Origin of the sequence: Ectopseudomonas chengduensis (genome assembly GCF_900102635.1) — a bacterium.
Classification (GTDB): Bacteria; Pseudomonadota; Gammaproteobacteria; order Pseudomonadales; family Pseudomonadaceae; genus Aquipseudomonas; species Aquipseudomonas chengduensis.
Window position 1 is genome coordinate 165,477 of the sequence record NZ_FMZQ01000006.1, and the last position, 15,417, is coordinate 180,893.

The 15,417-nt window shown below is 61.3% G+C and carries 4 protein-coding genes; 2 read left to right on the forward strand and 2 right to left on the reverse strand.

Annotation, left to right across the window (positions count from 1 at the left end; translation table 11 throughout):
* Positions 1-6: 6 nt before the first annotated feature.
* A complete protein-coding gene (locus BLS08_RS11805) occupies positions 7-1,362 on the reverse strand; it encodes a TolC family outer membrane protein (RefSeq protein ID WP_021490009.1) in 1,356 nt (451 codons plus the stop codon).
* Positions 1,363-1,808: 446 nt separating this feature from the next.
* On the opposite strand from BLS08_RS11805, the gene BLS08_RS11810 reads away from it, so the two are divergent.
* Both BLS08_RS11810 and BLS08_RS11815 read left to right on the forward strand, forming a co-directional pair.
* Positions 1,809-12,881: a retention module-containing protein gene (locus BLS08_RS11810; protein WP_017677406.1), complete on the forward strand. Its 11,073-nt coding sequence runs from the start codon at positions 1,809-1,811 to the stop codon at positions 12,879-12,881.
* A gap of 151 nt (positions 12,882-13,032) precedes the next feature.
* A complete protein-coding gene (locus BLS08_RS11815; protein ID WP_017677405.1) occupies positions 13,033-13,374 on the forward strand; it encodes a hypothetical protein in 342 nt (113 codons plus the stop codon).
* Between the two features lie 92 nt (positions 13,375-13,466).
* Here the strand turns inward: BLS08_RS11815 and lapD are convergent, their stop codons facing one another.
* On the reverse strand, positions 13,467-15,413 hold the full coding sequence (gene lapD / locus BLS08_RS11820; RefSeq protein WP_017677404.1) for a cyclic di-GMP receptor LapD: 1,947 nt from the start codon (positions 15,411-15,413) through the stop codon (positions 13,467-13,469).
* Positions 15,414-15,417: the final 4 nt, after the last annotated feature.

Sequence of the window (15,417 nt, forward strand, 5' to 3'; positions counted from 1 at the left end):
CCGGTACTACTTCATATCCGGCAAGCGTGCCTCGCTCTTCACTTCAGTGAGGGCTACAGCTTCTGCCGGGACTACGACCTGTTGCTGGCGCAACAGATCACCCATTGCCGCAACGACGCGGTACATCGAGAACTCTTCGCCGTAGCGCACCTCGGTGTAACGACGGTTGGCGGTGAACAGCTCGTTTTCGCTGTCGAGCAGGTCGAGCAAGGTGCGTTGGCCCAGGCTGAACTGCTGCTGGTAGGCCTCGCGAACCCGTGAGGTGTAGTCCGCGTAATCACGCGCCTTGGGGGTTTGCAGGCGCGCGTTCTCCATGGCGTTCCAGGCCAGCGAGAGGTTCTCGTTGAGCACGCGCAGCGCGTTGTTGCGGATGTCCATCGACTCGTTGATCTGGTGCGCAGCCGACTGCAGCCGAGCCTTGTCGCGCATGCCGTTGAACAGGTTGTAGTTCATCACCACGGCAGCTCGCCAGGTGTTGTAGTGACCCTCATCGCCCTGCACGTTGTCATCGGCCGAGGTCGCCAGCTCCAGATCGAAGCGTGGGTAGAATGGCGACTTGGCTACCTCGTACTGCTTCTCGGCGGCGTTGACGTCAGCCTGCGCTGACTTCAGGAAGGGGTTGTTGTCCATCACGGTCTGCCGCGCAGCGAGCAGATCGGCAGGCATGCCGCCTCTGATCGATGCCGGGCTTTCCAGCTGATCCGGCAGACGGCCCACGGCACTGAAGAAGCTGGCTTCGGCATCGGCCAGGTTGACCTCTTCGGTGTAGAGGTTGTTCTGCGCCAGTGCCAAGCGAGCTTCGGACTGGTCCAGGTCGGCAGTGCTGCCAACGCCCTGGCGGCTGCGCAAGCCGATCTGATCGTTGATGCGCTGGTGCGCCTGCAGGTTATTGCGCGCCAGGGTGACCATCTCGCGGCGCATCAGCACATCGAGGTACACCTCGACGGTGCGCAGGGCCAGGCTTTCGGACGTACCGAGCAGGCGGTAGGCACGGGAGTTGACCACCGCCTGAGTGCGCGCCACCTCGTTGGGCGTGTTGAACCCGTCGAACAGCATCTGCCGCAGCCGCAGTTCGGCATCGCGGTAGTTCAGGGTCTCCTTGTTGTGATCGCCAAGCGCCCGTGTACTGGGGCTGTCAGTACGTTCCCGGCCATAACCGACCAGCAGATCGACGGTGGGCAGGTAGCCGCCCTTGGCGAATTTCACGTCTTCATCCGATGAGAGTCGGCTATTGGCGGCAGCGTGGATTTCCGGGTGATTGTCCAAGGTGCTCTGAATCGCTTCCGAAAGATTCATGGCTTGCGCCTGACTGCAAACAGTCGCCAAAAGCATGGCGCTCCATAGCGGGGTTAGGGTGCGCATTGGCGTTTCTCCTGACTGATGTTCTTATCCTGTCGCCATAAAACTGGCGTTTTTGCCTGTAAAACCGTTTCAGGCTTGTAACATCAGAGCTAAGAACAACTTTTGGAGAACCTAAGATGTTTTTTTCACAACCTATATTCAGAAAAAATCTTATGAACTCTGCGAAAAGCAGCACATTGTTTGAACCTGTGAGCTGCGCAAGTCCTCATTTTCCGTGGGTTGCGCAGCTGAAATGGGTTGTCAGGCATCACAGGGCGGGGATTCATCTGATGGAGTAGTTCGACGCAGGTTGTAGTGACATTTTTTTGTCATTAGCGTTTTTTGGATTTTGCGCCGTTCCATTTCAATCAGCTGTCTTGGGTTTCTCCTCGGCTTCGAAAAGGTGTTCTGACCCTTTCGGTAGGTACGTGTCGGCGGTGGTCGGCAGCCGTAGTGAGGATGGAATCATGGCTACTCTTATTGGTGTCGTCAGTCAGGTTGTCGGCGAAGTGTTCGCGGTAGCGAGCGATGGATCGCGCCGGCCGATCAGCGAAGGGGACCGGGTCTACGCGGGCGAGCAACTGGTAACCGGCGCTTCGGGCGCGGTGGCCATTGCAATGACCAACGGCCAGCAACTGACGCTTGGGCGCGACAGCAGCATGACGCTTGACGCGCAGATGCTTGCCTACCGCGGCGAATCGCAGCCCCCGGTCGCTGAAACACCTCCCGCCACCCCCAGCGATGCCGACCTCACCGATGTCGAGCGCTTGCAGGCCGCGATCGAAGCCGGTGTCGACCCGACTCTGGAGGGCGAAGCTACTGCCGCTGGGCCGGGTGCTGGCGCTGGCGGAGCGGGTGGCGTAGGGGGCGGGCATTCCTTCGTGCTGCTCGATGAGGTCGGTGGTGCGCTGGATCCGGTGATCGGTTTTCCCACTGAAGGCCTACCCGGTGGACCGGAGTTTCCGGAGGGTGAACCCATCGCTGCCGACGATGCCGTGCCTGCGGTAGATGGCATTCCCACGGGTGGCACAGCCTCCAATGCGGTGGACGAGGATGGCCTGCCTGACGGCATCGTGGGCGGAGTGAACGATCTGGATGGCGAGGCGACGCTGGTCACCGGGGTTCTGGGCTACAGCTTCGGGCCGGACGGGCCGGGCACCTTCACCTGGTCGACTGCCGGTCTGGCGGATCTGGGTATCTCTTCGGGTGGTGTACCGCTGACCTATCAGGTCAGCGCCGACGGTCTCCTCCTGACCGCCTTTGCCGGAGAGTCTGTGGTGTTCGAGGTGCTGGTCACCGACCTGTTGACCGGTGCTTATCAGTTCGAGCTCTTCGCTCCGCTGGACCATGCCGCGCCGCCCTTGGGTGAAAGCGACGAGAACGACATCCTCTATCTGTTCAACTACACCATCACCGACGGTAACGGCACCCCGGCAAGCGGCAGTTTGAGCATTCTGATCGACGACGACAGTCCTGAATTGGTCGAGGGTGAGCGTCCGGTCGTCGGAGGCCTGGTGCACGAGGATGCCCTGACGGATATCGGTAACGCCGAGCCCGGCAACCTGCCTGCGCAAACCCATCAGCTGATTGGCGATCCGGGGGCACTGGATGCGCTGGTCAACTTCGGGGCTGATGGGCGCGGTGGCTTCCAGCTGAGTACTGACCCTGAGGCATTGAGCGATCTGCAGGCATTGGCCCTGACTTCGGGTAAGGAGCCGTTGGTCTATTCCGTCGAGGTCTCGGACGATGGCAGCACGAGCACCCTGATAGCGACAGCGGGTGGCGTGCCGGTATTCACGTTGGTGGTGACCAGCGATGGTGGCTATGTCTTCACCCTGTCGGGGCCGATCGATCATCCACGCAAGGATGGAGATGACAGCGAGCTGTTGGGCGACAAGGATCTCGCGCTGGACTTCTCCAAGCTGCTGATCGCCACCGACTACGATGGTGACGCGGTGCCAGGCGGCTTCAACCCTGGCAGCTTCGTGATCGATGTGGAAGACGATGTGCCCGTGTTGGTGGAAGACGGGGTCAAACACTGCCTGACCATCACGTATCAGGGCGGTGATGCCTCGTACCTCAACAGCTACGGCTATTACATCAAAGGCCCCGATGGTGAGCCGATTAGCGGTCAGATCATCTGGGGCGACACCAGCGGCCTGGCTGAGGGAGACTCGATCACCCTTCATGGCCTCGACCCGAGCCAGGTTGGTTTCTTCATCATTCCCAATGGGGGGTTGAACGGTGCTGCCAGTAACACCGAGGTAACCTTCCAGATCGTGGATGGACAGTGGAAGGCCTTCATCGGCGATACACCCATCGATGGGGCCGGTGGCGCTCACGTTCTGTTCAGCGACCCAACGCTGAATCCCGGTGGCAAGTCCCATGTTGACGACAATACCGCGCCGGGCAACCAGAACTGGGAGGATGTCAACGACGGCAACAGTGACAACGACTACAACGACGTCAACATCCAGGTGGCATGGACCACCAAGGCGCCCGTCGGCGGCACCGTGCACGAAGACCAACTGGAGACGCCTTATCCCGGTAATCCTGAAGCTGGTCAGCGCCTGGTGATCAGCACGGAGGGTGGCGCTGGTAGTTTGATGGCGCTGGTGTCCTTCGGGGCTGACGGCCCGGGTGTATTCGGTCTGGTAAGCAGCGAAACGGTGGCAGAGGTACTGGGTGCCCAGGGCCTGACTTCTGGTGGTCAGCCGCTGCTCTACAGCATCACCACGACCACGGATCCTGACGGCAACCTGCTGAGCACCACGCTAACTGCGACAGCTGCCGCTGAGGTTGGCGGCTATTCGGTATTCACCCTGGTAATCAACGCCGATGGCAGCTTCAGCTTCGAGTTGCAGGGACCGATCGACCATCCTCGCGACGATGGCGACGATAACGAGCTGTGGTCGAGCGAAGGTGGTATCGGCCTCGACTTCACTCATCTGTTCACCGCTACTGATGGCGACGGCGATCCGCTGCAGCTGCCCGAAGGCGCGAAAGGCCTGTTCGTCATCAATATTCAGGATGACGTACCGTTGCCGGCCCAGCCCAATCCGCAGCAGCCGGTGGTCGGTGGGCTGGTGCATGAAGATGCCCTGGGTACCGGCAATGCCGAGCCCGGCAGTGAGCCTGAACAGACCCTCACGGTTGAGGGGGGTATCGGCACTTTGGATGTACTGGTCAACTTCGGCGCCGATGGTCGTGGTGGTTTCCACCTGAGCCAGGAGCCCAGTGCGCTGTCTGGACTGCAGGCACTTGGCTTGAGCTCCGGCGGTGTTGCGCTGTTCTACGTCGTCTCTACGGATGGCACCACGCTCACCGCGACGGCTGGTGAAGGTGGCAGCGAGGTCTTCCGCCTCGAGGTGAATAGCGATGGTAGCTACCTGTTCACGCTCAAGGGCGCGTTGGACCATGAGGAGGAGGATGGTGTCGACTCCGAAACCCTTGGCGACAACAGCCTGGCGCTGGATTTCTCTGGCGTACTGATCGCCACCGATCGTGATGGTGATCCGATCGCCGATGGTTTTGCCAGCGGTAGCTTTGTCATCGACGTCGAGGATGATGTGCCGACCTTGAAACCTGTCGATCCGCAGCAGCCTGCGCTCGGCGGTACGGTGCACGAAGATCTTTTGACCAGCCCGAACGCCGGCAACCCGGATGGCGGTACTCAAACGCTGGTAGTCAGCACCGAGGGTGGTGCCGGTACATTGGCTTCGCTGGTCTCTTTTGGCGCGGATGGTCCCGGTGCTTTCGGGTTGGTCAACAGCGGTGACGCCACTGCGTTGCTTGACGCTCAGGGGCTGACCTCGGGCGGAGAAAGTCTGCTCTATGACGTGGTTGAGACCCGCGTCGACGGCAAGCTTGTCAGTACCACCTTGACAGCGGTTTCCGCCGACAGCCTGGGCAACTACTCGGTGTTTACATTGACGGTAAATGCCGATGGTAGTTTCCACTTCGAACTGCAGGGCCCGATAGACCATCCTGAGCAGAGCGACAACGACAGTGAGCTGTGGTCTTCCGATGGCGTATTCGGTATCGACTTCACTCAGCTGTTTACCGCCACCGATGGTGACGGTGACCCGCTGCAACTGCCGGAGGGCACCAGCGGCCTGTTCGTCATCAATATTGAAGACGATGTGCCTGAGCTGGTCGTCAGCGAGCCGGACTACTGCCTGACGCTGACCTATAAAGGCGGCGATGCGGCGATGTTCAATAGCTACGGCTATTACATCAAGAACGCAGATGGTACGCCGGCCAGCGGCGAGATCATCTGGAGCAATACACGTTTCCTTGGGGTTGGTACTACCACCACCTTGGAAGGGCTCAATCCCGATAGCGTCGGCTTTTTCATCATTCCCAATGGCGCCTTCAATGGTGTCAGTAACGGTACCGAGGTCTCGTTCCAACTGGTCGATGGACAGTGGCAGGCCTTTGTCGGCGGTAGCGCACTCAATGGTGCCGGCGGCGCGCAGGTTGTCTTCGACAACCCGGCGCTCAACCCCAATGGCAAATCCCATGTCGAGGACAACGCCGCGCCCGGCAACCAGAACTGGGAGGATATCAACAGCGCCAGCGATAACGACTACAACGATGTCAATATCCAGGCCACCTGGACGGTCAAGACGCCTGCACCGGTAGGCGGTACGGTACATGAGGACAAGCTGACCGATCCCCATCAGGGCAACCCGGATGGTCCTGGCCAGACGTTGTTGATCAGCACTGCGACGGGCGCGGCCAGTTTGCTCTCGCTGGTTGCCTTCGGCGCCGATGGGCCCGGCGATTTCAGCCTGGTGGAGGAGGGTAGCGCCGCCGAGTTGCTGAACGCCCAGGGGCTGACGTCCGGCGGTGAGCCGCTCGACTACAAGGTCACCCAGGAGCTCGATGACGATGGCAATCTGGTCAGCACCACGCTTATTGCGACGGGCACGGCTGCAGGCGGTTATCCGGTATTCACCCTGGTGGTGGAGGCTAACGGTGACTTCACCTTTAGTCTGCAGGGGCCAATCGACCATCCGCTGAAAAATGGTGACGATAACGAGCTCTGGTCATCGGACGGTGCCTTTGGCATCGACTTCACCCAGTTGCTGGCGATCACCGATGGCGATGGCGACCCGCTGCAGATACCGCAGGGGGCTGGCGGCCTGTTCGTGATCAATATCGAGGACGATGTGCCGACCCTGAGTCTAGGGGTCAATAAGCAAGCGTTGGTTCAGCTGGAAGTGGCGCTGGACGAAACCCGTGGCAATCATGATCGTTACGCCGCCAACGATAACCAGAGCCAGGGCTACGTGAACGACGACAATGGCGCGTTGGCCAAGGTCACCACTGAGCTTGCCGGCGGCTTGACCTCGCTGTTCACCATCGGTGGGGCAGCCGGGGCTGATGGCGAGGCTTCGCTCAGCGGTACGCTGAGCTTCTCCGGGGTGCCGCCCCAGGGGCTGGCCACCACCTTGTCGGCCACCAATGGCGGTGCCATCCGTCTGTTCTTCGACCCGGCCAACAGCCAGGTGGTCAGAGGTGTCGATGCCTCTGGCGATACAGTCTTCACCATCGCCATCGTCACTGTCGATGGGCAGCCGCAACTGCAGACCACGCTGTTCGAAGCGATCCGTCATCCAGACAATAATCAGCGCTTCGACGAGGCGGTCGATCTGTTGATCAAGCACCAGGGCTCGTTGCAGCTACAGTATCAGGTTACCCGTGTCGACGGTGATGGTGACGCGGTGACCCGTACCGCGAAGGTCGAGCTTGCTGGCGGCAATTCGTCCTACTTCTCCTTCCAGGACGACGGCCCGAAAATCATCAAGTTCGAGCTGGGTCACAGCGTCAAGCTATACGTCGACGAATCCGTTGGCAAAGGTGGTTCCAGCCAGAACGAACCCGGTCAGGCGGCGCCGAATGACGAGCAGGGCCACGGCAATGTGCTGGGTTACGCCCGGATCAATGGCGAGAAGCTGTTCAAGCTGATCGCCGATGGTGGTTCGGATGGCCTGGACAGTGGCCGTACCCGCTTCTCCCTGAGTCTTGCCAGCAATGGCGTGGACTCCGGGCTGAATGCCACGGCCGGTGGCGACATCCTGCTGTACAAGGAGGCCGATGGCAGCATCCTGGGTAAAGCCAACGGCGTTACGGTGTTCAAGATCAGCGTCAATGCCGCTGACGGTAGCGTGACCCTGGTGCAGTACAAGGCCATCGCCCATGGCGATACCAGCAGCCATGACGAGCTGGCGCTGCTCAAGGATGGCGTGCTGAAACTGAACGTGACTGTCTACGACAAGGACGGCGACCCGCAGAGCGCCAGCCTGGATCTGGGCAAGGTGGTCGGCTTCGAGGACGACGGCCCGAAAATCACCAAGTTCGAGCTGCAGCACGGCACCAAGCTGTACGTCGACGAATCGGTGGGCAGCACAGGTTCCAGCCAGAACGAGAATGGCCATGTCGCGCCGAACGATGAGCAAGGCCATGGTGATGTGCTCGGCTATGCCAGCATCGACGGCAAGGATCTGTTCAAGCTCACGGTGGATGCCGGTTCGGATGGCCAGGACACGTCGCGTACTCGCTTCGAGTTGAACCTCAGCCAGGACGGCGTCGACTCTGGGCTGGATGCTACAGCCGGCGGTGATATTCGCCTGTACAAGGATGCCGACGGCAACGTGCTGGGTGTGGCCAACGGCGTCACGGTATTCAAGGTCAGCGTCAATGCCGGCAGTGGCAGTGTGACTCTCGTGCAATACGAGGCCATCGCCCATGGCAATACCAGCAATCATGACGAGCTGGCGTTGATTCGCGCCGGTGTGCTGAAGCTCGGCGTGACCGTCTATGACAAGGATGGCGACTCTCACAGTGCCAGTCTGGATCTGGGCAAGGTAGTCGGCTTCGAGGACGATGGTCCCTCCGCAGGCATCACCAATGCCGCCTACGCGCTGGACGATGAAGGCCTGCCCAATGGCATCAATGGTGGTGAGGGCGACGTGACAGGGGCGAACACCACGGTCTCCGGCACGCTGGTATTCGACGCCGGCTCCGATGGTCTGCGTGGCATCTCCCTGTCCGGGCCGAGCGTATTGGGCACCGAGAACGTCACCTCGACCTGGAACGCCGACAGCAAAACGCTGACCATCAGCAGTGCCGCGCGCGGCACGCTGGTGACCGTGGTGTTGACCGATCCGGCGCTCGGCAAGTACGAGCTGGAGTTGCATCAACCCCTGATGCATCCGGCTGGCCAGGACGAAAACGACATCAAACTGCAGATCGGCTACACCGTGACCGACGGTGATGGTGATACCGCCGTGGGCAAGCTGGTGGTCACCGTCGACGATGACACCCCGACCATCCAGGCCATGCAGCCGGGCTTCGAGTCGCAGGCCACCTTCCTCGGCAGCGATGCCGGCTATCACAACAGCTACGGTTATTACTCGCGAGATGCCGAGGGCAATCCATCGGTGGGCAAGGTGATCTGGGCTGATGTGAAGGCGCAGGCGACAGGAGTCACCTTCGATCTGGATGGGCTCGACCCGAGTGAGATTGGTTTCTTCATCATCCCCAATGGCGCCGCCAATGTTGGTTTGAGCAATGGCGCCGAGCTGACCTTCCAGCAGGACGCTGATGGTAACTGGCAGGCCTTGCTGGGTGGGGTGCCACTGACCGGTGCTGGCGGTGCCAACGTGCTGTTCGACCGTGCCGAGTTCAACCCGGGCGGCTCGCACCTGCAGGATAACGCCGAACCGGGCAACCAGAACTGGGAGGACCTCACTGACGCTCCCGACTACGACTACAACGACGTCAACACCAACGTTACCTGGGGCATGCCGCTGCAGGTGGACGAGACTTATCTGGGTACGCCGGATGCGACGGTCAGCCGTAACTTCAGCTCGGCCTTCAACGCCGAGTATGGTGCCGACGGCCCTGGTTCCCTGGCCTACGCGCTGGTGATCAAATCGCCGGATTCCGGGCTGGTCGATACCGAGAGCGATGAAGCGGTCAAGCTGGTGTTTAACGGCTCGGTGCTCGAAGGTCGCACCGAAACCGGTAACGAGCTGGTCTTCACCCTGAGCGTCGACGCCGCAGGACTGGTGACCCTGACGCAACTGAGGGCCGTGGTTCATCCCACTGCCCAGCCTGATGAACTGCATCTGCTGGGCAGTGACAAGATCGGACTGCAGGCCACCATTACCGATGCCGACGGTGATCAGGCCTCGGCCAGCATCGACCTGGGCCAGGTGCTGGGCTTCCGTGATGACGCACCCATGGCGGTCAATGATGAAATTGCCGGTGAGGTCTCACGTACGGCAGTCGATCAGGTTGTCGGCAACATCAACGACCTCACCGGCAACGACAGCTTTGGCAACGATGGCAGGGCTAGCGTCTCGCCGGTGCAGATTATCGGCCAGGGCAGCCAGGGCGGTACGCTGGTCATCGATACCAGCGGCAATCTGGTCTACAGCGCTGGCAGTGGGGCCAGCGCCGGTACGGAGGTGTTCACCTATCAGATCACCGACGGTGATGGCGACGTTTCCACGGCCACCGTGACCCTCACGCTCGGTGGCAACGACCCGGTCGGCGGTCAGGCTTCCGGCAGCGTCGACGAGGATGGCTTGACCCATGGGCTGACCGGAGGCCCCAACGACCTGGCTGGCGAAGCCACCACGGCCAGTGGAGCGCTCGGTTATCAGGTGGACAGCTTCGGTGGTTTCGCCTGGGATGCCAGTGGTCTTGGCAGCCTGTCTTCAGGCGGTTCGGCGCTCAACTATCAGCTCAGTGCAGATGGCAAGACGCTGAGTGCGTTCGATGCCGGTGGCAATCCGGTCTTCACCCTTAGCCTGACCAACTCGGAGACCGGGCAATACAGCTTCAAGCTGTTCAAGCCGCTCGATCATCCGGCGCCGGACGTCGATGGTACGGCAGACGAGAACGACCTGAACCTGGCCTTCTCCTACAAGGTCTGGGACTCCTCTGCGCCTTCGGCTCCGGCCACGGGTAGCCTGACGATCACGGTGGATGACGACTCGCCGGCCACGCCCGACGACATCGCCAAGTCTGCCAGCGAGCCGCAAGGCATCCAGACCAACCTGATGGTAGTGCTGGATCTGTCCGGCAGCATGGACGAAGCGCCGTCGGGTGTCAGCGGGTTCAGCAGCAAGCTGGCGCTGGCCAAGGATGCCGTGCAGCGTCTGATCGACAGCTACGACAACCTCGGTGACGTGATGGTGCGCATCGTGACCTTCGCCAACAGCGCGAGTGCTGTGGGCAATGTCTGGATGAGCGCCGTCGATGCCAAGGCCTGGCTCACCGACCTGGCCAACAACGCCGGCAACGGTTCGACCAACTATGACGATGCGCTGATCAAGGCGATGAATGCCTACGATTCGTCCGGCAAGCTCACCGGCGCAGGGGTACAGAACGTTTCCTACTTCCTCTCCGATGGCCAGCCGACGCTGTCCAACGCCAACCCAGGTAGTAACAACAGTGGCAGCCAGTACAACCCGGAACTGGGCGATGGCATCGGCGCCAGCGAGGAGGCGGACTGGATCGCCTTCCTCACGGCCAAGGACATCAAGTCCTATGCGCTGGGTATGGGGCTGGGCAGCGACCTCGACAAGACCCTGCTCAACCCCATCGCCTATGACGGCCAGACGGGCGTCAACACCGATGGCATCCTGGTCTCCAACCTCAACCAGCTCAACGACACTCTGCAGGGTACGGTGACGGGTACGGTGATCTCCGGCAACCTGATCAGCGAAGGCAGCAATGGTTTCGGTGCCGATGGCCCAGGTCTGCAGCCGATTGCTGCGATCACCCACAACGGTGTCACGTATACCAGCGAGTCGGCTGCCTACGATCCCGCGAGCCATACGCTGACCTTCACCACCGCGGGTGGCGGCTCGTTCAGCGTCAACCTGGTCACCGGGGCTTACACTTACAACTTCAACGACGATGTCGCCGAGGATGTGACGGATACCATCCGCTACACCCTGATCGATCGCGATGGCGATGCGGTGTCCGCCGACCTGAAGCTGACCATTACCGACAGCAGCGAGGTCTATGCCTACGACAACTACAACCAGGCCATCGTCGGGCAGAAATGGGTCACGCCCGACCCGGTAACCAAGGTGCTGGCGGACTTTTCCAGCACCAGCAATCAGGCCTCGTCCGGGCCAAACTACAACCCCTGGATATTCGATACCACCGACAACGGCAACGTGAGTGGCAATGAAACCACGGTGATCACGCAGGCCGATGTGATGGCTGTGGCGGGCAGCAAGTGGGGCGTCACCGCTGTCAATTCGTCCAATGGCGTCAGCGTGCAGGGTAATGCCTTGCAGCTCGTTGACAGTGATCGTAGCGCCGGTGTCAGCACCAAGGCTGCAACACCGACCTTCGAGGTGGCCGAGGGCAACACGGCCAAGGTCTCCTTCGACCTGGGCAGCATCAGCAACTTCAGCAGCAGCGGCTCGGGAGACCAGTTCACCTGGACGTTGTACAAGCAGAACGGCAGTGCCTGGACGCTGGTGCAGAGCGGCACCCATGCATCCAGTAACTCGACTACCGTCACCAGCAACAGCGTGGGCGAGGGTACTTATCGTCTCTACTTCGAGGTCAATGATCGCACCAACAACAGCAGCAGCTTCCGTGTCCGGGTGGACAACATCACCCTGATCACCGTTGCAGCCGCGATGCTGGTCGACACTGCCACGGCGGTGGCGGGCAACGTGCTGACCGATGCCAACAACTACCTCTACAGCGACCATCCATGGGGTGCGGTGGATAGCAAGGGTAGCGAGGGGGCGACGCTCAGCGTGCTGGATAACGGCAGCTTCGTGGCCGTGAGCACCTCGAAGACCATCGACGGGCAGTGGGGCAGCTTGCTGTTGCACAGCGACGGTTTCTACACCTACACACCGGATCCCGACTACGCCAACCTGGGCAAGGAAGATGTCTTCACCTACCAGTTGACCCAGCCTGATGGCGACGTCAGCACGGCGCGTCTGGTGGTCGGTATCGGCTCCAGCGTTGCAGTGCAGCCCAATGTGGTGATGGGCCATGAGGCGCTCAACGACACCTTGCTGGGCAGCGAAGGCAGTGATGTGCTGCTGGGGTTGGGTGGCAACGATACGCTGCATGGGCTGGGTGGCAATGATCGTCTGGAGGGCGGTGATGGTAATGACACCCTGATCGGCGGCAAGGGCAACGACATCCTCATTGGCGGTGCAGGCAACGACACCTTCGTGTGGAACGCCGATGATCGTGGCGGCAACTACCACGATATCGTCAAGGACTTCGGCAATGGCGCGGACAAGCTGGATCTGTCGCAGCTTTTGGTGGGTGTCAGCGATCCAGCCAGTGCTGATGTGTTGACCCAATACCTGAGCTTCGACTTCGTCAGCGATCCGGGTAGTACGGTGATCAACATCGCCAGCGCCGGAGGTGGCGCGCCGGTGGATCAGACCATCACTCTGGAGAACACCATCCTTTCCGGTGGCAACACTGCAGATATCATCCAGGGCATGCTGGACCAGAATCAGCTGGTCGCCTGAGGTGTGAGGGAGGCCGTCAGCGCTGCGCTGGCGGCCTCTCAAGAAAAGGGAAATGCTTATCAGAGTTTCCTTAGTTGGAGCACTCAACTAGAGTAAGCCCGCTACCCGTTCCGAGTAGCGGGCTTTTTTATGGCGTTTGCTGGAGGCAGCGATGGTTTACGTACAGCGCGACGCGGCCGGGCGTTTGTTGCGAGTCGAACATGAGCCCTTTGAGGGTATGACGGAAAACCTGGCTGTCGAGAGCGAGGAGCTACACAGCTGGCTTGAGGCCAAGGAAGAGGTCAAGGCGCGCCTGGACAGCCTGAAACAGTCTGACCTGGAGCTCGTGCGCGTGCTGGAAGACGTGGTCAGCGTGCTGGTCGAACGAGGCGTTATTCGTTACACCGACCTGCCCGAGGCCGCACGCCAGAAGCTCGATCAGCGTGCCATCGCCCGTGCCGAAATCGAGGGGCTCAGCGGCCTACTTGGCGACGACGAGCACAATCTGGTTTAGAACCCCGCCTTTGTAGGAGCCGCGCCCCGCGGCGAAGCGGCCGGTGCGACACCCGTAATCTTCAGAAATTACCCCCGGCGGGGCTCCTGCAGTTATTGCTTGCCCCAGGGCGCCGGTGCGCCGATCAGACGGCCCATGGCACCGTGGATGCCCAGTTCGGTCAGCACTGTGAGCTCCTCTTCGGTTTCCACCATCTCGGCGATCAGCGGCAGGTCGATGCTGTTGGTGGCGCGGAAGATCGCTTCGATGAACAGCCGCTTGTCGCTCTCCTGGTCGATGGCCCGGATATAGGTGCCATCGATCTTCAGGTAGGCCAGGCCTAGGTGGGTGAGATTGCCAATCAGGCTGAAGCGCCCACCAAAATGCTGCAGGCCCAGGTTGAAACCCGCCTCACGAATCGCCTGGCTCAGCGCTTCCAGCTCGGCGGGTGGCGGCAGGTGGCGTTCGTCGATTTCCAGCGTCATCAGGTGTGCTACGTCCTTATGACTGTTCAGCGCATCGAGCAGGCGCGCTTTATCCTGGTCATTGCGCAGGGGCGCGGCAGACAGGCTCAGTGCCAGTGGGTGAGGATGTTGCGCCAGGTGCTCCAGGCTGTGTTCGAGCATCGCCAGATCGAAGCGCGCGGCCCAGCCCAGGCGCTCGATCCACGGCAGGAAGCGCCCGGCCGTGATGGCTTCACCAGCTGGATCGAGCAGGCGCGCGAGGACCTTGTGCTGCATGAGCCTGCCCGCCGCGCATTCGGCTACAGGCTGGAAATACAACTGCAATTTGCCCTGGCTCAGCGCCTCGTCGATCCAGCCGCGCCAGTCGTGCAGGCCCTGAGTGGTCTGGGCGGTGAAGTCATCGAGGCGTTCCCAGCACCTGTCGGTGTTGCTCTGTGCCTGAGCCAGTGCCTGATCGGCGCGACTCAGCACTGCCGCGCTCTGTTCGCCGGGGCGAAAGGCGGCAATACCAATATGGGCAACGGGATCGCAGTCACTGGCACCGGTCTGCTTCAGGCTGTTCAGGGCTTCGCTGAGCTCGCTGGCCAGGCGCTCTGCGTCTTCGCCATTGAGGCCGGGTGCAAGCAGCGTGAACTCGCCGCCGCGGTTGCGTGAGGCCAGCCATTGGCTGCGCCCCGGTAACGCCAGCAGTTGTTTGAGTTGATCGCCCAGCGCGGCGATCAGCGCGTCGGTACGCTGGCCGCCGAGACGCTGGTTGAGACCGCCCAGGTCGTTGAGGCGCAGCAGCAGCAGGTAGCCATCAGGATGCTGCTCGTTGATCACCAACTGATTGCTCAGGCGTATGTCGAATTGGCGACGGTTGGCCAGGCCGGTGAGGCTGTCCTGATAGGCCTCCTCGCGCAGTTTCTCGCTGCGCGCGGCCTCTTCGGCGAACAGGGTCTTGAGCTTGTCGACCATCTGGTTCATTGCCAGCACCACCCGCTTTAGCTCTGGCGTGCGTGGCACACGGGGCAGGGTGAGAAATTCGCGGCGGCTGATGGCTTGCGCCTGCTGCACCATGTTGTCCAGCGGCCGCAGCTGGGTACGCAGCAGCCAGCCACCGAGCACGGCACTGACCAGGCCGCACAGCAGCAGCCAGAACAGGCTGCCGAGGGCGCTGTCCCACAGTTTGGCCAGGGCGAACTGTGGATGGCTGAGCACCTCGACCCTTGCGGCCTGCTCCCAGCCGCGCATGATCAGCGCATCGCCACCCTGGGGCTGCAGATCGACCAGGTCGACGAACCAGCCGGGCACGTTCTCGGGCCTGATCTCGGTGGCGCGTTCGACGATCACGCTGTCGTCGGCGATGCGCACCACGCGGATGCTGGCGAAGTAGCCACTGTCGAAGATCGAACTGACCATCAGCTCGATCATCGCCGGGTCGTCCACATGCGGCGTCATCGACAGCCCCAGCGCCGTGGCGGCGTCCTGGGCGTGCGAGCGCAGCTGGCTGATCAACTGTTCGCGCGAGCTCTCCACCCCGGCGATGAAACTGCCGGTGAAGGCCACCACCAGAAACAGGCAGATGGCGAGAAACAGTTGCTTTAGTAACGACATGGCT